Genomic DNA, 19,975 nt, shown 5'->3' with positions numbered 1-19,975 from the left:
CGCATAACAACGATGGCGATGAAAAAGTTGCTCATAGCGTCGCTGCTGTTTGGCAGCGCCACCGTATACGGTGCAGACGGGTTCGTAGTGAAAGATATTCATTTCGAAGGCCTGCAACGGGTCGCCGTCGGTGCGGCGTTACTTAATATGCCGGTTCGCGTAGGCGATACCGTCAGTGATGATGACATCGGTCAAACTATCCGTGCGTTGTTTGCTACAGGCAACTTCGAGGACGTTCGCGTCCTGCGCGATGGTGATACGCTGATTGTTCAAGTCAAAGAACGCCCAACGATTGCCAGCATCACTTTCTCCGGTAATAAAGCGGTGAAAGATGACATGCTTAAGCAGAATCTGGAGGCCTCTGGCGTCCGGGTTGGCGAAGCCCTGGACCGTACCACTATATCCAACATTGAAAAAGGACTCGAAGACTTCTACTACAGTGTGGGTAAATACAGTGCTTCAGTGAAGGCTGTTGTTACTCCATTGCCGCGTAATCGTGTTGATCTAAAATTGGTCTTTACCGAGGGTGTATCTGCAAAAATTCAGCAGATCAACATCGTAGGTAACCACAGTTTCACAACTGATGAACTTATCTCGCGCTTCCAATTGCGCGATGAAGTGCCATGGTGGAACGTGGTCGGTGATCGTAAATATCAGAAGCAGAAACTGGCTGGTGACCTTGAAATCTTACGCAGTTTCTATCTGGATCGTGGTTATGCCCGGTTTAACATTGATTCAACCCAAGTGAGTTTGACGCCAGATAAAAAAGGCATCTATATCACTATCAATATTACTGAAGGCGACCAATACAAGCTTAACAGCGTGGTGGTGAGCGGTAATCTTGCAGGCCATCAATCTGAAGCGGATAAGCTGACCAAGATTGAGCCGGGTGAACTGTTTAACGGCAGTAAAGTGACGCGCATGGAAGAAGACATCAAGAAGATGTTGGGTCGCTATGGCTATGCTTATCCGCGCGTCGTATCTCAGCCTGAAATTAACGATGCTGATAAAACAGTTAAATTGCATATCAATGTAGATGCGGGTAACCGTTTCTATGTCCGTAATGTCCGTTTCGAAGGCAATGACACCAGTAAAGACTCAGTGTTGCGCCGTGAAATGCGTCAAATGGAAGGTGCATGGCTGGGTAATGATCAAGTTGAAGCCGGTAAAGAACGTCTGAACCGTTTAGGCTATTTCGAGACTGTTGATGTTGAAACTCAACGTGTCCCAGGAACGGCTGATCAGGTCGATGTGACTTACAAAGTTAAGGAACGAAACACGGGTAGTCTGAACTTTGGTATCGGTTACGGTACTGAAAGTGGCGTGAGCTTCCAGGTTGGCGTGCAGCAAGATAACTGGTTGGGTACGGGTAATACAGTCGGTATTAACGGCACGAAAAACGACTACCAGACCTATGCTGAGTTTACCTTAACTGACCCATACTTCACCGTTGACGGTGTCAGTCTGGGCGGGCGTATCTTCTATAATGATTTTAAAGCAGATAACGCAGACTTATCCGGTTATACCAACAGCAGTTATGGTGTTGACGGTACTTTAGGCTTCCCAATCAATGAGAATAACTCATTGCGTGTTGGCTTAGGTTACGTCCACAACGATCTGTCTGATATGGAACCACAAGTTGCGATGTGGCGCTATCTAGAGTCAGTAGGTCAACGTCCTGACTACACCGGGCGTACGGGCTTTACTACTGATGACTTTACGCTGAATATGGGTTGGACATACAACAACCTTGACCGTGGCTTCTTCCCAACTTCGGGTGTGAAATCCTCGGTGAATACGAAAGTGACTGTACCTGGCTCAGATAATGAGTTCTACAAAGTCACATTCGATACATCGGCATATCAGCCATTAGATGAAGATCGTTCATGGGTGCTGTTGGGCCGTGGTCGCTTGGGTTACGGTGGCGGTATCGGTTCGAAAGAAATGCCATTCTACGAGAACTTCTATGCCGGTGGTGCCAGCTCTGTTCGTGGTTTCCGTTCTAATAACATTGGTCCAAAAGCGGCGTATTACGCCAATAATGGGACTACAGTTAATAACTCTACCGATGCGGTAGGGGGGAACGCCATGGCGGTGGCTAGTATAGAACTGATTACACCGACACCGTTCATTAGTGAGAAATACTCGAACTCTGTACGCACTTCAGTCTTTATTGACTCTGGTACCGTATGGGATACCAATTGGGAAAATACCGCTCAAACACGAGCAGCAGGTATTCCTGATTACAGTAAAGCCAGTAATATTCGTGTCTCGGCCGGTGTGGCACTACAATGGATGTCACCATTGGGGCCTTTAGTGTTCTCATATGCTAAACCAGTTAAAGATTACGAAGGCGATAAGTCAGAGCAATTCCAGTTTAACATCGGTAAAACTTGGTAATTGCTTGGCGAAGTAATTGATTAGCTAAGTAGCACTGAATTTTAAAGACAGCACTGGTAGTTGAAATAACCTAAAGTAGCGTTGGCTCAGGTTGGCGCTATCTTAGGTATTATTCAGTATTAAGTGCACTTCAAGGTGTCTCTGACACAAACGGGTAATGGTAAGGAGTTTATAGTGAAAAAGTGGTTGTGTGCCGCAGGTCTTGGTTTAGCATTGGCAGCTTCTGCCAGCGTTCAAGCCGCAGACAAGATTGCTATTGTTAACGTTTCCAGCATTTTCCAACAATTACCTGCGCGTGAAACCGTAGCTAAACAGCTGGAGAATGAATTCAAAGGCCGTGCAACCGAACTGCAAGGAATGGAGCGCGATCTGCAGACTAAAATGCAGAAACTGCAGCGCGACGGTTCTACCATGAAAGCTAGTGATCGTACTAAGCTGGAAAACGACGTAATGAAACAGCGTGAAACTTTCTCTACTAAAGCCCAGGCTTTTGAGCAAGATAATCGCCGTCGTCAGATGGAAGAGCGTAACAAAATTCTGAGCCGTATTCAGGATGCTGTTAAATCTGTTGCTAGCAAAGGCGGTTATGACGTAGTGATTGATGCAAATGCTGTTGCATATGCAGATCCTTCTAAAGATATCACTGCTGACGTGCTGAAACAGGTTAAATAAAACATGCCTTCAATTCGACTGGCTGATTTAGCCCAGCAGTTGGATGCACAGGTGCACGGTGATGGCTCTCTGGTCATCACCGGCATCGCTTCTATGCATTCTGCCGAGCCTTCGCAAATCACATTCTTGTCAAACAGCCGTTATCAAGAACAACTCGCAACTTGCAATGCAGGTGCGGTGGTGTTGACTGAGGCTGACTTACCTTTCTGTAAATCTGCTGCCCTGGTGGTTAAAAATCCATATTTAACCTATGCACGCATGGCACAGATAATGGATACCACACCTCAACCTGCGCAAGATATTGCCCCAAGTGCGGTGATTTCTCCGCAGGCAACGTTGGGCGAGAACTTATCTATCGGTGCAAATGCAGTGATAGAGTCTGGTGTTGTGCTGGGCGATAACGTAGTTATCGGTGCTGGCTGTTTTATTGGTAAGAATACTCACATTGGTGCAGGTAGCCGTTTGTGGGCCAATGTCTCCGTTTATCATGAAGTTGTAATTGGGCAAAACTGTCTGATTCAATCCGGTACGGTCATTGGTGCAGATGGTTTTGGCTATGCAAATGATCGTGGCAACTGGATAAAAATACCGCAGCTTGGTTCTGTACATATTGGCGACCGTGTTGAGATTGGCGCTTGTACAACAATTGACCGTGGTGCGCTGGATAATACGATTATTGGTAATGGCGTCATCATTGATAACCAATGTCAGATTGCACATAACGTTGTGATTGGCGACAATACTGCGGTTGCGGGTGGTGTTATCATGGCAGGTAGTCTGAAAGTTGGACGCTATTGTATGATAGGCGGCGCAAGTGTGATCAATGGTCATATGGAGATTTGTGACAAAGTCACAATCACCGGAATGGGAATGGTGATGCGTCCAATCACTGAACCTGGGTTATACTCCTCCGGTATTCCGCTACAACCCAATAAAGTGTGGCGCAAAACAGCTGCTTTAGTGATGAATATTGATGGAATTAATAAACGCTTAAAAGCGATTGAGCGCAAAATCGATAAAGAATAATCACTTAAGCCCGAAACTCTGAGCAAATAATCAAACTTATTGGCAATTGATGCCAAAAGTAAGTGTAAAGAGTTCCTAATTTGCGGCCTGCCTAATGCCTCCCTTTTGGGGCAGTGCAGGCCGTGTTGTTGATAGCATCAGTTTTTAGACAGGAAGAGTATTTTGACTACTGACACTCATACTCTGCACATTGAAGAGATTCTGGATCTACTCCCGCACCGTTTTCCGTTTTTGCTGGTAGATCGCGTCCTTGATTTTGAGGAAGGGAAATTTCTGCGTGCAGTGAAGAACGTCTCTTTCAACGAGCCATTTTTCCAAGGCCATTTCCCAGGTAAGCCCATCTTCCCTGGTGTGCTGATATTAGAAGCTATGGCTCAGGCTACCGGGATTTTGGCGTTTAAGAGCCGCGGTAAACTTGAACCAGGTGAGCTTTATTATTTTGCTGGTATTGATGATGCTCGCTTTAAACGTCCAGTAGTGCCTGGCGATCAAATGATCATGGAAGTTGAGTTTGTTAAAGAGCGCCGTGGTCTGACTCGTTTTACTGGTGTTGCGAAAGTTGATGGTGAAATCGTTTGTACGGCAACAATGATGTGTGCTCGCAGCAAACCAGCAACAGCTGTAGTTGCAAAGTCTGAAGTTGCAAAGTCTGACGTTAAGGAGTCCTGATACGTGATTGACAAAACCGCCGTTATCCATCCAAGTTCTATCGTCGAAGAAGGTGCAGTTATTGGCGCCGGCGTTCGTATTGGCCCTTTTTGCTTTGTCGGATCCCAGGTGGAAATCGGCGCTGGCACGGAACTGAAATCCCATGTCGTCGTTAATGGAATAACAAAAATCGGCAGTGATAATCAGATTTATCAGTTTGCTTCGATTGGTGAAGCAAATCAGGATCTGAAATATGCTGGCGAGCCTACTCGCGTAGAAATCGGTGACCGTAATCGTATCCGTGAAAGTGTTTCTATCCACCGAGGCACCGTGCAAGGTGGTGGATTAACGAAAGTAGGCAGCGATAATTTACTGATGATTAATGCCCATATTGCCCATGACTGTATCATTGGCAATCGTTGTATTCTTGCGAATAATGCAACATTGGGTGGTCATGTAGAAATCGACGATTTTGCCATTATTGGCGGAATGACTGCCATTCATCAATTCTGCGTGATTGGTGCGCATGTGATGGTGGGCGGTTGTTCTGGTGTAGCTCAGGATGTGCCTCCTTTTGTCATTGCTCAAGGTAACCATGCGACACCATTCGGTATCAATATCGAAGGGTTAAAACGCCGTGGTTTCGACAAAGAATCACTCCATGCTATCCGCAATGCATACAAATTATTGTATCGCAGTGGCCGGACATTGGATGAAGTGAAACCTGAAATTGCTGAATTGGCGGAACAACATCCATCAGTTCAAGCATTCATTGATTTCTTTGCGCGTTCGACTCGCGGCATTATTCGCTGACTTATGCAAAATAGCCCATTATCTGTTGATCGACCGTCAAGTGGCGGGCGTCCTTTAACTATAGGTTTAGTCGCCGGTGAAACCTCCGGCGACATCTTAGGTGCAGGATTGATTCGTGCACTGAAAGCTCAGGTTCCTGATGCCCGCTTTGTTGGTGTAGCTGGGCCTCTGATGCAAGCTGAAGGATGCGAAGCCTGGTTTGAGATGGAAGAATTGGCAGTGATGGGCGTTGTTGAAGTGTTAGAGCGCCTGCCACGTCTACTGAAAATCCGAAAGGAGCTGACTCAACGCTTTAGCGAGCTATCGCCGGATGTTTTTGTCGGTATCGATGCTCCTGATTTCAATATTACCCTCGAGGGGCGCTTGAAGCAGCGTGGCATACGAACCGTTCATTATGTCAGCCCATCGGTGTGGGCCTGGCGGCAAAAACGTGTTTTCAAAATTGGCAAAGCGACCGATATGGTGCTCGCCTTCCTTCCTTTTGAAAAAGCGTTTTACGATCGTTTTAATGTTCCCTGCCGTTTTATCGGCCATACCATGGCGGACACTATGCCATTGGCTCCCGATAAACACGCGGCAAAAGCTGAGCTTGGCATTGCACCCAATACACCTTGTCTGGCTTTATTGCCGGGTAGTCGCCATTCTGAAGTAGAAATGCTCAGTGGTGATTTTCTGCGCACAGCAGCTATTCTGAAGCAACAATTGCCCAATCTGGAAGTGCTGGTTCCGCTGGTAAATAGCAAACGTCGTGAGCAATTCGAGCGAATTAAGGCCGAAGTTACACCGGATTTGTCAGTACATTTACTTGATGGCAATGCCCGTCTGGCGATGATTGCTGCTGATGCGACGTTATTGGCTTCCGGGACTGCTGCATTAGAATGCATGTTGGCCAAGTGCCCAATGGTCGTTGGTTATCGTATGAAACCTTTCACATTCTGGTTAGCCGAGCGGTTGGTTAAAACTCCTTATGTCTCATTGCCCAATTTGTTGGCTGGTGAAGAGCTAGTGACAGAGTTGCTGCAACAAGAGTGTCAACCGCAGAAACTAGCTGATGCGCTGCTGCCTTTATTGCAAGGTGGAGAGGCGGTTGAGGCCTTAAAAGAACGCTTCCTGATCTTACATCAGAGCATCCGCTGTGGTGCGGATGAGCAGGCGGCACAGGCTGTATTGGAGTTAGCAGGACGATGACTGATATCTTTATTTATCCACAAGCAAACCTGATTGCGGGTGTGGATGAAGTGGGCCGTGGCCCGTTAGTGGGTGCCGTTGTTACTGCTGCAGTTATTCTCGATCCGAAACGGCCAATTGTGGGTTTAGCCGACTCGAAAAAACTGAGTGAAAAGCGCCGTTTATCACTTTATGACGAAATTACAGACAAGGCCTTATCATGGAGCCTTGGTCGTGCTGAGCCAGAAGAAATTGATCATCTCAATATATTGCACGCGACTATGCTGGCAATGCAAAGGGCGGTAGCAGGGCTGCACATAGCCCCCGATTATGTCTTGATTGACGGTAATCGGTGTCCGAAGCTGGCTATGCCGTCATTGGCTGTAGTGAAAGGTGACAGTCGGGTCGCTGAGATAAGCGCCGCTTCAATTCTGGCCAAAGTAACCCGTGATCGCGAAATGACTGAGCTGGACCTTCAATTTCCCGGATATGGTTTCGCGCAACATAAAGGTTATCCAACCGCTGTCCATTTGGAAAAATTGGCAGCTTTGGGTGCAACTGAACATCATCGGCGCAGTTTTGGCCCGGTTAAGCGTGTGCTGGGTTTAGTGTAAACCGCGACTTGCATCTATAAAATAAAGCAACATCCATAATGTATGGGTATGATTCCTTGGCAATGAATTGCTTGGGATATGATTCAATCCACTAATTTCTGGTATCTGGATATGGCCGAACCTCGTTTTGTCCACCTGCGTGTTCACAGCGATTACTCCATGATCGATGGATTAGCCAAGATTGGACCCTTGGTGAAGAGAGCTGCTGCCCTAGGCATGCCCGCTCTGGCCATTACCGACTTTACCAACCTATGTGGCTTGGTAAAATTCTACGGTAGCGCTCATGGTGCTGGGGTTAAACCCATCATCGGCGCAGACTTCTACGTGCAAAGTGAAATTCTAGGTGATGAATTAGCTCACCTCACTGTTCTGGCACGTAATAATGAAGGTTATCAAAACCTTACCTTGCTTATCTCTGAAGCTTATCAACGCGGATATGGTGCCGCTGGCCCTATCATTGACCGTGATTGGCTGATTAAGCACAAAGAAGGCCTGATTCTGCTGTCTGGTGGCCGGATGGGGGATGTTGGCAAGTTCATTCTGCGGGGTAATCAGGCTCAGGTTGATTTGTGCCTTGAATTTTATCAAGAGCATTTCCCTGACAGCTACTATCTGGAGTTAATTCGGACTGGCCGCCCGGATGAAGAAAACTATCTGCATGCCGCTGTAGCATTAGCAACCGAGCGTGGCTTGCCGGTAGTCGCGACTAATGATGTGCGTTTTATCAATGAATCTGACTTTGACGCCCATGAGATCCGCGTGGCTATCCATGACGGCTTTACATTGGTTGACCCTAAGCGGCCTAAGAATTATAGCCCTCAGCAATTTATGCGCGATGAAGAGCAAATGTGTGAGCTTTTCGCGGATATTCCTGAGGCGCTGATTAACAGTGTTGAAATAGCCAAACGTTGTAATGTGACTATCCGGCTTGGTGAGTATTTCCTACCGCAATTCCCCACCGGCGATATGAGCACAGAAGACTTTCTGGTTGAAAAGTCTAAACAGGGTTTAGAGGAGCGGCTGGAATTCCTATTCCCAGATCCTGAAGTTAGGGTACAAAAACGCCCTGAATATGATGAACGTCTGGAAATTGAACTAAAAGTCATTAACCAGATGGGTTTTCCTGGTTACTTCTTGATTGTAATGGAGTTTATCCAGTGGTCAAAAGATAACGGCGTGCCGGTAGGGCCGGGGCGTGGTTCTGGTGCGGGTTCTTTGGTGGCTTATGCGCTGAAGATTACTGACCTTGATCCGCTGGAATTTGACCTGCTGTTCGAACGTTTTCTAAACCCCGAACGTGTATCAATGCCCGACTTCGACGTTGACTTCTGCATGGAAAAACGCGATCTGGTCATTGAGCATGTGGCTGAAATGTATGGCCGTGATGCTGTTTCTCAGATAATTACCTTTGGTACCATGGCAGCCAAAGCGGTCATTCGCGATGTGGGCCGAGTCTTGGGCCATCCTTATGGCTTCGTTGACCGAATCTCAAAGTTAGTCCCGCCTGATCCGGGCATGACGCTAGAGAAAGCATTCGCTGCGGAACCGCAACTGCCTGAAATCTATGAGGCAGATGAAGAGGTTAGAGCGCTAATTGATATGGCGCGCAAGTTGGAAGGGGTAACGCGTAACGCCGGTAAACATGCCGGTGGGGTAGTTATTGCACCAACAAAAATTACCGATTTTGCCCCGCTATACTGCGATGCAGAAGGCAATAACCCGGTTACGCAATTCGATAAGAATGATGTGGAATATGCCGGGTTGGTAAAGTTCGACTTCCTAGGTTTGCGAACACTTACTATCATTAACTGGGCATTGGAGATGATCAATGCCCGGCGTGCGAAAACCGGGTTAGAGCCGATTGATATTGCCTCTATTCCACTGGATGATAAAAAAAGCTTCGATATGCTGCAACGTTCTGAAACGACGGCGGTATTCCAGCTTGAATCCAGAGGCATGAAAGATCTTATCAAGCGCCTAAAACCTGACTGCTTCGAAGATATGATCGCGTTGGTGGCATTATTCCGCCCCGGCCCATTGCAATCAGGGATGGTTGATAACTTCATTGACCGTAAACACGGCCGTGAAGCAATATCCTATCCTGATATTGAATGGCAGCATGAATCACTAAAACCAGTTCTTGAGCCAACCTATGGCATCATTTTATATCAAGAACAGGTTATGCAGATTGCTCAGGTTCTGTCTGGTTATTCACTCGGCGGCGCGGATATGTTGCGGCGTGCGATGGGTAAGAAGAACCCAGAGGAGATGGCGAAACAGCGCTCTATATTTGAAGATGGTGCGAAAAGCCAGGGGGTCGAGGGTGAACTGGCGATTAAGATTTTTGACCTGGTAGAGAAATTTGCTGGTTACGGTTTTAACAAGTCACACTCCGCCGCCTATGCTTTGGTTTCTTACCAAACTTTGTGGTTGAAAGCCCATTATCCTGCGGAGTTTATGGCGGCGGTAATGACCGCCGATATGGACAACACCGATAAGGTGGTGGGCCTGGTCGATGAGTGCTGGCGCATGGGGCTGAAAATTCTGCCACCTGATATCAATAGCGGCCTGTATCATTTCCATGTCAATGATGAAAATGAAATTGTTTATGGTATCGGCGCAATTAAAGGTGTCGGCGAGGGGCCGATTGAGGCGATGCTGGAGGCCCGCAAAGAAGGCGGCTACTTCAAAGAGCTGTTTGATTTATGTGCCAGAGTTGATACTAAAAAACTTAATCGCCGGATTTTAGAAAAACTTATTATGTCCGGTGCCTTTGACCGTTTGGGGCCGCACCGCGCTGCATTAATGAGTTCGCTGGGTGAAGCATTAAAAGCCGCAGACCAACATGCTAAGGCAGAAGCCATTGGTCAGGTTGATATGTTTGGTGTATTAGCAGATGCTCCTGAGCAGGTTGAGCAATCTTATGCTAATGTGCCGCCGTGGCAGGAACAGATTGTTTTAGACGGTGAGCGGGAAACGTTGGGGCTGTACCTGACCGGCCACCCAATCACCCAATATCTTAAGGAAATAGAGCGTTATGCCGGCGGGCTGCGTTTGAAAGATATGCACCCGACGGATCGGGGCAAAATGACTATGGCTGCGGGGTTGGTTATCGCTTCTAGGGTTATGGTGACAAAACGCGGAAATCGTATTGGCATTTGTACATTGGACGACCGTTCTGGGCGTCTTGAAGTCATGCTATTCACCGATGCGTTGGAAAAATATCAGCATTTGTTGGAAAAAGACCGTATCCTGATAGCCACCGGACAGGTCAGCTTTGATGACTTTAGTGGTGGACTTAAAATGACCGCCCGTGAGTTAATGGACATCAGTGAAGCTCGTGAAAAATATGCCCGTGGGCTTGCTATATCGCTGACCGACAGGCAAATTGATGACCAGCTTTTGAACCGTCTCCGTCAGTCGTTGGAACCCCATCGAGCGGGGACGATCCCAGTGCATCTTTATTACCAACGGGAAGATGCTCGCGCCCGGCTGCGGTTTGGAGCCACATGGCGCGTGACGCCCACCGATCGCTTATTGATAGATTTGCGAACGTTGGTAGGTAATGAGCAGGTGGAACTGGAATTTGACTAAAATAGGAATGCTATGAGTCTGAATTTTCTTGATTTTGAACAGCCGATTGCAGAGCTGGAAGCGAAAATTGACTCGCTGACCGCAGTCAGCCGTCAAGACGAAAAATTAGATATTAATCTGGACGAAGAGGTTCAGCGTCTACGTGAGAAAAGTGTCGAGCTGACGCGGAAGATATTCTCGGATCTCGGTGCATGGCAAATTGCCCAATTGGCACGCCATCCTCGTCGTCCTTATACCCTGGATTATATCGCTAATATCTTTACCGATTTCGAAGAGCTGGCCGGTGATCGCGCCTATGCTGACGATAAAGCTATCGTTGGTGGGATTGCACGTCTGGACGGTCGCCCGGTGATGATCATTGGTCACCAAAAAGGCCGTGAAACCAAAGAGAAGATTCGTCGTAACTTTGGGATGCCAGCACCAGAAGGTTATCGTAAAGCATTGCGTCTGATGGAAATGGCTGAGCGTTTTAAACTGCCAATCATTACTTTCATTGATACACCAGGGGCATACCCTGGTGTCGGCGCAGAAGAACGCGGTCAATCTGAAGCCATTGCACGTAATTTACGCGAAATGTCACGCCTGAATGTGCCTATCGTTTGTACTGTCATTGGTGAAGGTGGTTCTGGCGGTGCGCTGGCAATCGGTGTGGGTGATAAAGTGAATATGCTGCAATACAGCACTTATTCTGTTATCTCCCCAGAAGGCTGTGCGTCTATTTTGTGGAAAAGTGCTGATAAAGCACCATTAGCCGCAGAAGCCATGGGCATTACCGCTCACCGTTTGAAAGAACTGAAGATGATCGACTCCGTCATTCCTGAGCCTTTAGGAGGAGCGCATCGTGATTACCTGGCGATTGCCGCTTCACTGAAAGCACAGCTTCTGGCTGATCTTAGTGATCTGGATGTTCTGAATGACGAAGAGTTATTAAATCGTCGTTATCAACGTCTGATGAATTACGGTTATTGCTGAGTCAATGGCATAAAAATGATATTTGAAAATCCGGTGCTGAGTTAGCGCCGGATTTTTTATATTTAATTATGATTAGATTTATTATAGGGCGGCCATTGAATGGTTGTATCAGTCACCGCTATATCAACTATTGTACTGGCATAGTCTGGGTTAGAGTTTTCCTGAGCATTAATAGTGATATTTTTCCCTAACACATAAGCTAACTGTGCTAATTTACAGATTTTCTCTTTCTCTATGTAGTGCCAAATATTACTGTAGCCAGATATAGTGTTGGTTTTAATTGAAATGTGACAGTTATCATTCTGAATTACGAAGGCCATTAACTTTCCCCGATAATATATATTCTGAAAAAGAATGGTGGCATAATAATATCATTACGGTGGCGGCGATTAATTTAATCATAAAGTATCCTTATCAGTTTAAGTGACGAAATGGTTATTATTTTCAAATCATTAATTTAAGGTTAGTAATAGTAATATAGAAGCCAGTGCTTTCTTATTGTAAAAATATTTAATAGTGGGAAATTTTTCATTAAGACATGTTCTTTTAGCAAAACTTTCTCTTTTCATTATTAAGTGATTTATATTTTGGCTATCATTACATGCAGTTCCTGTCACCACTGGCAGTGGTAATTGTTGCCCGGCCTCATTCTGGGCCATAATAATGAACCCATTCGGCGTACCAACGGTTGGGTAAGGTATGGAGGAACTCTGATCATGATCAAATTGAGGCGAGTATGATGGGTTAGAATGCCAACGTGTAGCCCAAAAAACGTCTGAATTCATAGCGCCAGATTGGTAATACTGATTCAGTAAAGCAGCATTAATGGGGGCATACGCTATAATCCGGGTGTGAGCAAAACCACCATATGCCACCCATTCTTCCATGCCACCCCACTCTTCCAGAGCATCACGCAACATCGTGTACTGATAGGCGTTTTGAGGTGAGGCATCTCTGGCATGGCTAATGGACTCGTCGACATTATAGAAGTTATCAGCCGGGCGAATAGCATATAGATAAGTCTCAAAATTATCTATATATAAACCTTCATCGTCAATATCGAATTCAAAAATAGAATGATCGATTGCGTGCTCTAATAAAGAGGTGGTTGAAACAAATCCACTGGTATAACCCATAGGTGCCTCTCCTGTGAAATGCTCTAATAAATCATTGCTATGAAGTAAATGAAAATAGGGGATCATTCCCCCCGCCAAGGTGATTTCTTCTGGGGGCGGCTATCTACTCGATAAACAATATTCACTGGATTACTAGCAGAGGCCGATAAACTGGTGAAAACAAGGGTAATTAAAGATAGTTTTCTGATGAAATCTATACTCATTCTATTTGTATTTAACATGTTAACCTCGGTTTTTTATTTTTTAGTTTCATTTTAATTATATTGTTTTCAAAGTTAGAAAGTAGCACGTGTTACTGATATGGGGTTTATATAAAAACAATTATTCACATGTCATCAAATGTGTTTTTATGTCGAGTTGTATTTTTTTATATTTTAGTGAATGAATAATTATGAATATTTTGTTTTTAGTATTATTCTTGTACAAGAATAAAATGGACTAACCGATGGCACTAATGGGATAATATAGGAGATATATGTTAGCAATACGTCAGGTTCACCATATTGCAATCATTGGATCAGATTATCAGGCAAGCAAAAAATTCTACTGTGAAATACTGGGTTTTAGCCTCCTGAGTGAAGTTTATCGTGAAGCGCGGGACTCGTGGAAAGCTGATCTGGCGCTAAACGGCCAGTATACGATTGAGCTATTCTCTTTCCCCTCTCCGGCACCACGGCCTAGCCGCCCGGAAGCATGCGGTTTACGGCATTTGGCTTTTCAGGTCGATGATATTGAACTGGCGATGCAGGAACTTGACGCTGCTGGTGTGATTTGCGAAGCAGTTCGCATTGATCCCTATACACAATCACGTTTTACTTTCTTTAATGACCCAGATGGTTTACCTCTGGAGCTCTATGAATTGATAGCGGAATAAGATGAACGCCACTCCTGCGACACCCAATGTTTTACTCAACCCACTGTTCGCTCAATTGGGTGAACAACGCCATGTTCTGGTTGGGTTTAGTGGTGGCTTGGATTCTAGCGTGCTGCTGCATCTATTGGTTTGCCTGCGCGATCAGCTTATTCCTGATTTGATCATTCGCGCTATTCATATTCATCATGGTTTAAACCCACGGGCAGATAGTTGGGTAACGCATTGCCAACAACAGTGTCGGCAATGGAAAATTCCACTGAAAGTGGTGCGCGTTAATATTGATACGCGTCATGCGGGTATTGAGGCGGCGGCGCGAACCGCTCGTTATGAGGCTTTTACCTCACATTTAGCCGCCAATGAAGTACTGCTTACCGCCCAGCATTTAGATGACCAGTGTGAAACCTTCTTACTGGCACTCAAACGCGGCAGTGGCCCGGCGGGTTTATCTGCCATGGCGGCTAAAATGCCTTTTGCTCACAGCCAACTATGGCGGCCATTATTGGCATTTTCTCGTGAAATGTTAGAAAACTATGCTCGAACACAGCACTTACAATGGATTGAAGATGACAGTAATCAGGACGATCGTTTTGATCGCAATTTCCTGCGATTAAGAATCTTACCTTTGTTGACTCAGCGCTGGCCACATTTTGCTCAAGCGACGGCGCGCAGTGCCAGTTTATGTGCTGAACAAGAGCAACTATTGGATGAGTTGCTGGCTGATAATCTGCAACAACTGCAAAATGAAGAGGGAGCGCTGTCTGTCGAGGGGTTATTACTTGCCTCCGAGGCTAAACGCGCCGCGATATTGCGCCGTTGGTTGGCTGGACGTGGTGCTTCAATGCCATCACAAAGCCAACTGCAACGTTTGTGGTTGGAAGTGGCGATGGCCAGACAGGATGCCGAGCCTCAATTGACTCTTGGCATATATCAGGTTCGCCGTTTTAGGCAATATTTGTACCTGCTATCACCACTGGCAGAGATACGAACACCGCATCTGTCTTGGGCTAAAGTTCAGGTCGCACCTGACGAGGCGGTGGCTGTACCCGCGCCTTTGATTTTGCCCGCCAATCTTGGGGTGCTGAGTTTTACGCGCGAGGGCGGGCAAGCTATTAAGCCTCCCGCTCTTGGCGAAGAAATAAGCATTCGCTTTGGTTTACAAGGGGATATAAAAATTGTCGGGCGGCACCACTCTCGTCAAGGCAAGAAAATATGGCAGGAGTTAGGTATCCCGCCGTGGCAACGGGAACGTATTCCTCTGCTGTATTTTGGCGAACAATTAATTGCCGCTGCCGGTGTATTTGTCACTCAAGCGGGGCAAGTTAATGAAGGCGACCCGTGCTGGCATCTACATTGGGCCAAACCGGCATTAAATAATAAGAAGAAATAATATTGTTGATTCTTGAGGAGCAATGATGAAATTAGTCGTTAGTATAGTGGCACTTAGTTTATGTAGTTTTTCGGCATTGGCAAAAAATGATATAGAAGCCGGTCGTGTGAAGTCAGCCAGCTGTGTGGCCTGCCATGGTGCACAGGGCAAAGTTTCAGTGCCTATGTATCCTAATCTTGCAGGGCAAAATGCTATGTATTTAGAACAATCACTGGCAGCTTATAAGAAAGGGACGCGTACCGGTGGACAGGCGGAAGTGATGCGCGCCTATGTTGTTAATTTGTCTGATGAGGATTTTTCAGATTTGGCGGCTTATTATGCGAGTTTGAAACCTTAATTAGCCTGTCCTGAATGCAAAACGGGCCACTTTTCAGTGGCCCGTCGTTAAAGGTGCAGAATTATGATGCACTTACTACTACAGTCCCTATCTCGGGGTGACTGAAGCTGGCTATGTGGTCAAGACGTAACTCACGCATTGTCCCCTCTTGCTCGACAATCAGGTATTCGACCTTTTTTCTCAGCAGCAGGTCACTAGCTTTACCTTCTACAAGCTCACCGCCTCTCAACTTCAACGTCAGTATCAGGTGATGTTGGCAGGCGAGTTCCAGATTATCGTAGTCATCACAATTGATGGGTTGATACTCTTCACTCATCGACATAATCGCTCACCAATAAGTTAGCGGCGGCATAGGCCGCCTGTTCCCTAACGGAGGACGGGAGTGCGTCGTTAGCCGCAACTTCGTCCAATGCTTTCAATACACAGCGCAGGGCGTCTGGCACGTAGCCAAGGTCACCACTTCCAATTTCGGCATAAAAACGGCGTACTAATTCACAGTATTGCTGCACAGTAATCCTCCCGGAAAAGTTTAACCCGGTAGATTCTCAGCACAAATACCACGCTGTTAACCTACGAAGATAAACTCTGAACTTATAAGGACTATAGCACAGGAGTGTTGGAGATATCAGCGCCAGAACAAAGCTTTCTTTTTAGTATTGATACAATTAATAACTCACTTTATACCGGGCTGGCTGCTAGCAGACTTAATCAAGTACACTATAAGCCAGATAATTAAGAGGTCACCCATGGCACTAAAAGCAACCATCCATAAAGCTGCCGTTAACATCGCTGATATGGACCGTAATTTTTTTCAGGATATTAACCTGACCATCGCGCAACACCCATCTGAAACTGACCAGCGCATGATGTTGCGTTTATTGGCATGGATTTGTCATGCTGATGAGCGTTTGTTGTTTACCAAAGGCTTGAGTGCTGATGACGAACCTGAAATTTGGCGTCACAATGATCACAATGGCATTGAACTATGGGTTGAATTGGGGCTGCCAGAGGAAAAGCGGTTGCGTAAAGCTTGTAACCAGTCACAGCAAGTTGTGCTCTATGCTTACAGCGAAAGGGCCGCTAAAGTGTGGTGGCCACAGGTGCAGGAAAAGTTATCGGGGCATCGTAATCTTCGGGTGCGTTTCCTGGATGATGAAAAAATGGCAAAGTTGGCCGCGCTGTCTCAGCGCAATATGTCATTGCAAGCCACGCTGCAAGAGGGAACTATTTGGTTATCAGATGATAAGAATAATCTGGAAATTAGTTTTGATGAATGGCAAGGCGATGGGCAATAAGCGTGTTGATTATATCCAATAATGTCAGCTTACCCGACAGCGAGATTGAACTGACGGCTATTCGGGCCCAAGGTGCGGGTGGGCAGCATGTGAATAAAACCTCAACAGCCATCCATTTGCGCTTTGACATTAAGGCCTCAAGCCTGCCAGAGTATTATAAAGAAAGGCTATTATTGCTCAATAGCCATTTGATGACCGCTGAGGGGGTCATCATTATTAAAGCGCAAGAATACCGTAGCCAGGATATGAATCGCGAGGCTGCATTAGCGCGGTTGGTAGCATTAATCCGTCAGGCGATGGTGGTAGAAAAAACTCGCAGGGCGACGAAACCGACCAAAGGTTCAAAAATCAGGCGAGTTGAAAGTAAAGTCCGCAAAGGAGCGACAAAAGCGCTGCGCGGTAAAATACATCAGGATTGATGCTGATATCAGCCCCAATAGTGACTGATGCGGCTTCATCCTTTTATATCGGACACAGTATGGGAGAATGACTGTGAGTAAATTAACAATAACGCTATTTTTGGCAGTAGGTGCACTGTCATTATTAGGTTGTAATAATCGGCATCAGCCGGTTGAGCAGGTTTTACAACCCATGCAGCAAAGTTATCAGGGTGTTTTACCTTGTGCAGATTGCAGCGGCCTGGATACTTCTTTGTTCCTCGATAGTGATGGAACTTTTATTTTGAAAGAAGTTTATCTTGGTAGCAAAGATGGTGACCAAGCATTTGCAGAATATGGTCACTGGGCGCGTACGGCGGATAAATTAGTGTTAACCACCGGGCAGGGGGAAAAACGTTATTTCCGACCTGTTGGTAAAAACCTTGTAATGCTTGATCAACAAGGCCTGCCGATTGAATCTAAATTGAATTATCAGTTAGTACCCAGCGCTCAGCCTTTACCTAAAACGCCGATGCCGCTTAGCGGCATGTATAAATACTTTGCTGATGCGGCAGTATTTACCGATTGCGCAACGGGCAAAACTTTCCCAGTGGAAAATAATATCGCCTTGGAAAAGGGATATTTAAAAGCGCGTAAAAATGTGGGGGAACCAGTATTCCTGACCCTTAATGGCCATTTTGATATTCGGCCGTCAATGGAGGAAGGGCAATCAGATAAAACACTGATCCCGGCAGGCGATATTCAGTTCAATGCCAATAAGAGCTGCGACAGTCAGTAGAATCTGACTTTTGCTGCAATAAAAAAACCGCCAGCTGTTATTCACATTCTGGCGGCTTTCTATTTAGAGCTAATTAGCGTTTGATTTGGCTCAGCAAGAAATCAATGATTTCACTGGTTTTAATCATTTGCTTTTCACCAGCACGGCGATTTTTATATTCCACTTCTTCGCTGTCGAGATTGCGGTCACCAATAACGATATTGTGTGGCACGCCAATTAATTCCATATCAGCAAACATCACGCCAGGGCGCTCTTTACGATCGTCGAGAATAACGTCAATGCCATGAGAGCGCAGGGTCGTATATAACTCTTCTGCCAGTTCTTTGACGCGGAAAGATTTATGCATATTCATTGGCAAAATAGCCACCTGGAATGGTGCAATAGCATCCGGCCAAATAATACCGCGGTCATCATGATTCTGTTCAATGGCAGCAGCAACCACACGGGAAACCCCAATACCGTAACAGCCCATGGTCATCACTTGGTTGCGGCCATCTTCACCTTGAACTGTGGCTTTCATGGCTTCTGAGTATTTCGTCCCTAACTGGAAGATATGACCCACTTCAATGCCGCGTTTGATAAGCAAAGTGCCTTGACCATCTGGGCTAATATCGCCTTCAACCACATTGCGCAAGCCTGCAATGTGTGGCAGCGGCAAATCACGCTCCCAGTTAATGCCAAAGTAATGTTTGCCATCGATATTCGCGCCTGCGCCAAAATCACTCATCACCGCGACACTGCGATCAGCGACAACAGGCATTGGTAGATTAACCGGGCCTAATGAACCTGGGCCAGCACCAATAACTGCACGAATTTCTTCTTCTGTCGCGAAAGTTAATGGCTTGGCAACTTGCGGCAATTTTTCAGCTTTAATCTCATTTAGTTCGTGATCACCACGAACCAGCAGGGCAACCAGCTTATGGCCACTCTCTTCATGAGCATGAACTATTAAGGTTTTCACGGTTTTTTCAATCGGCAGTGTGAACTGCTCGACTAATTCAGCGATGGTTTTTGCATTCGGAGTATCAATGATACGCAGTTCTTCTGCCGCAGCTGCTCGTGGTTGAGCCGGTGCCAGCGCTTCAGCGAATTCAATGTTAGCAGCATAATCAGAACCGGTTGAGAACACGATATCGTCTTCACCACTGTCTGCCAGCACTTGGAACTCGTGGGATGCACTGCCACCGATGGAGCCAGTATCTGCCAGTACCGCACGGAAATTCAGATCCATACGGCTGAAAATTTTACTGTATGCGGCATACATTGCGTCATAAGTTTCCTGCAATGATTCCTGAGTGGTATGGAAAGAGTAAGCGTCTTTCATCAGGAACTCACGGGCGCGCATCACGCCAAAACGTGGGCGAACTTCATCACGGAACTTGGTTTGAATTTGGAAGAAATTCAGTGGCAACTGCTTGTAAGAGTTGATCTCGCCACGAATCAAGTCAGTAATGACTTCTTCATGAGTTGGGCCGAGTACAAAAGGGCGCTCGCCGCGGTCAACAAAACGTAACAGTTCAGGGCCATATTGTTCCCAACGGCCACTCTCTTGCCATAAATCAGCCGGTTGCACGACAGGCATTGAAACTTCGATTGCACCGGCGTTATTCATTTCTTCACGCACGATGTTTTCGACTTTCTTCAACACCCGGACTCCGGTCGGCAACCAGGTATAAAGACCTGAGGCCAGTTTACGGATCATCCCGGCGCGGAGCATCAACTGGTGGCTGATCACTTCAGCATCAGCAGGTGTCTCCTTCAGAGTGGAGAGCAAATATTGGCTAGTACGCATGATGTTTTGGTTCCATTGGCACTGCAACAAATAGAGGCAGCCAAAAAAGTAAAAAGTAATTTAGTTTACCAG

At 46.3% G+C, this 19,975-nt stretch carries 19 protein-coding genes; 15 read left to right on the top strand and 4 right to left on the bottom strand.

The window, feature by feature from the left end; all coding sequences use genetic code 11:
- Positions 1–12 precede the first annotated feature (12 nt).
- The 9 genes from bamA to accA all read left to right on the top strand — a co-directional run bounded on the left by bamA (position 13) and on the right by accA (position 11,906).
- Positions 13–2,400, top strand: a complete 2,388-nt coding sequence (gene bamA / locus DXZ79_RS15585; RefSeq protein WP_120011425.1) for an outer membrane protein assembly factor BamA — start codon at positions 13–15, stop codon at positions 2,398–2,400.
- A 174-nt stretch (positions 2,401–2,574) separates the two neighbouring features.
- Positions 2,575–3,072 carry a molecular chaperone Skp gene (gene skp, locus DXZ79_RS15580; protein WP_011816966.1) on the top strand — a complete coding sequence of 166 codons (498 nt, stop codon included), beginning with the start codon at positions 2,575–2,577 and terminating at the stop codon, positions 3,070–3,072.
- A gap of 3 nt (positions 3,073–3,075) precedes the next feature.
- Positions 3,076–4,098, top strand: coding sequence for a UDP-3-O-(3-hydroxymyristoyl)glucosamine N-acyltransferase (lpxD, locus tag DXZ79_RS15575; RefSeq protein ID WP_038631262.1), 1,023 nt, complete (start codon positions 3,076–3,078; stop codon positions 4,096–4,098).
- A gap of 162 nt (positions 4,099–4,260) precedes the next feature.
- Positions 4,261–4,767: a 3-hydroxyacyl-ACP dehydratase FabZ gene (fabZ, locus tag DXZ79_RS15570; protein WP_038631264.1), complete on the top strand. Its 507-nt coding sequence runs from the start codon at positions 4,261–4,263 to the stop codon at positions 4,765–4,767.
- Positions 4,768–4,770: 3 nt separating this feature from the next.
- Positions 4,771–5,559, top strand: a complete 789-nt coding sequence (lpxA, locus tag DXZ79_RS15565; protein WP_004391689.1) for an acyl-ACP--UDP-N-acetylglucosamine O-acyltransferase — start codon at positions 4,771–4,773, stop codon at positions 5,557–5,559.
- Between the two features lie 3 nt (positions 5,560–5,562).
- The gene (gene lpxB, locus DXZ79_RS15560; RefSeq protein ID WP_038631266.1) at positions 5,563–6,747 is read left to right on the top strand and encodes a lipid-A-disaccharide synthase; all 1,185 of its coding nucleotides are present in this window, start codon (positions 5,563–5,565) and stop codon (positions 6,745–6,747) included.
- Positions 6,744–7,340 (top strand): ribonuclease HII, encoded by a 597-nt coding sequence (gene rnhB, locus DXZ79_RS15555; RefSeq protein WP_038631268.1) that lies wholly within the window; start codon positions 6,744–6,746, stop codon positions 7,338–7,340. Before lpxB ends, rnhB begins: the two co-directional genes overlap by 4 nt.
- A 111-nt stretch (positions 7,341–7,451) precedes the next feature.
- Positions 7,452–10,934 carry a DNA polymerase III subunit alpha gene (dnaE, locus tag DXZ79_RS15550; protein ID WP_038639355.1) on the top strand — a complete coding sequence of 1,161 codons (3,483 nt, stop codon included), beginning with the start codon at positions 7,452–7,454 and terminating at the stop codon, positions 10,932–10,934.
- A 12-nt stretch (positions 10,935–10,946) separates the two neighbouring features.
- The gene (accA, locus tag DXZ79_RS15545; protein WP_004391685.1) at positions 10,947–11,906 is read left to right on the top strand and encodes an acetyl-CoA carboxylase carboxyl transferase subunit alpha; all 960 of its coding nucleotides are present in this window, start codon (positions 10,947–10,949) and stop codon (positions 11,904–11,906) included.
- A 452-nt stretch (positions 11,907–12,358) separates the two neighbouring features.
- On the opposite strand, the gene DXZ79_RS15535 is transcribed toward accA, so the two are convergent.
- Positions 12,359–13,108, bottom strand: coding sequence for a hypothetical protein (locus DXZ79_RS15535; protein WP_144242876.1), 750 nt, complete (start codon positions 13,106–13,108; stop codon positions 12,359–12,361).
- 409 nt (positions 13,109–13,517) lie between these two features.
- Here DXZ79_RS15535 and DXZ79_RS15530 point away from each other — a divergent pair, with 409 nt between their 5' ends.
- From DXZ79_RS15530 to DXZ79_RS15520, 3 genes are read left to right on the top strand one after another with little or no spacing between them, the layout of a single operon-like run.
- Positions 13,518–13,916, top strand: coding sequence for a VOC family protein (locus DXZ79_RS15530; protein ID WP_038631274.1), 399 nt, complete (start codon positions 13,518–13,520; stop codon positions 13,914–13,916).
- Position 13,917: 1 nt separating this feature from the next.
- Positions 13,918–15,303, top strand: a complete 1,386-nt coding sequence (gene tilS / locus DXZ79_RS15525) for a tRNA lysidine(34) synthetase TilS (protein WP_038631276.1) — start codon at positions 13,918–13,920, stop codon at positions 15,301–15,303.
- Between the two features lie 22 nt (positions 15,304–15,325).
- Positions 15,326–15,640, top strand: coding sequence for a c-type cytochrome (locus DXZ79_RS15520; RefSeq protein WP_038631278.1), 315 nt, complete (start codon positions 15,326–15,328; stop codon positions 15,638–15,640).
- 61 nt (positions 15,641–15,701) lie between these two features.
- On the opposite strand, the gene rof is transcribed toward DXZ79_RS15520, so the two are convergent.
- A complete protein-coding gene (rof, locus tag DXZ79_RS15515; protein ID WP_038631280.1) occupies positions 15,702–15,962 on the bottom strand; it encodes a Rho-binding antiterminator in 261 nt (86 codons plus the stop codon).
- Positions 15,949–16,149, bottom strand: a complete 201-nt coding sequence (locus tag DXZ79_RS15510) for a YaeP family protein (protein WP_002212152.1) — start codon at positions 16,147–16,149, stop codon at positions 15,949–15,951. The genes rof and DXZ79_RS15510 overlap by 14 nt, the downstream gene beginning before the upstream one ends.
- Before the next feature lie 237 nt (positions 16,150–16,386).
- On the opposite strand from DXZ79_RS15510, the gene DXZ79_RS15505 reads away from it, so the two are divergent.
- The 3 genes from DXZ79_RS15505 (at position 16,387) to nlpE (ending at position 18,111) form a co-directional block, all read left to right on the top strand.
- A complete protein-coding gene (locus tag DXZ79_RS15505; RefSeq protein WP_038631283.1) occupies positions 16,387–16,935 on the top strand; it encodes a YaeQ family protein in 549 nt (182 codons plus the stop codon).
- A 2-nt stretch (positions 16,936–16,937) separates the two neighbouring features.
- Positions 16,938–17,354 carry an alternative ribosome rescue aminoacyl-tRNA hydrolase ArfB gene (gene arfB / locus DXZ79_RS15500; RefSeq protein WP_038631286.1) on the top strand — a complete coding sequence of 139 codons (417 nt, stop codon included), beginning with the start codon at positions 16,938–16,940 and terminating at the stop codon, positions 17,352–17,354.
- A 73-nt stretch (positions 17,355–17,427) separates the two neighbouring features.
- The gene (gene nlpE / locus DXZ79_RS15495) at positions 17,428–18,111 is read left to right on the top strand and encodes an envelope stress response activation lipoprotein NlpE (RefSeq protein WP_038639358.1); all 684 of its coding nucleotides are present in this window, start codon (positions 17,428–17,430) and stop codon (positions 18,109–18,111) included.
- Positions 18,112–18,184: 73 nt separating this feature from the next.
- Here nlpE and proS read toward each other — a convergent pair whose 3' ends face one another.
- Entirely contained in the window at positions 18,185–19,903 is a 1,719-nt protein-coding gene (gene proS / locus DXZ79_RS15490) for a proline--tRNA ligase (RefSeq protein WP_120011424.1), read from the bottom strand.
- Positions 19,904–19,975 lie beyond the last annotated feature (72 nt).

The organism is Yersinia rochesterensis, assembly GCF_003600645.1.
GTDB lineage: Bacteria > Pseudomonadota > Gammaproteobacteria > Enterobacterales > Enterobacteriaceae > Yersinia > Yersinia rochesterensis.
Note: the sequence above shows the minus strand (reverse complement) of the source record. Positions and strands in the feature narration are given on the sequence as shown.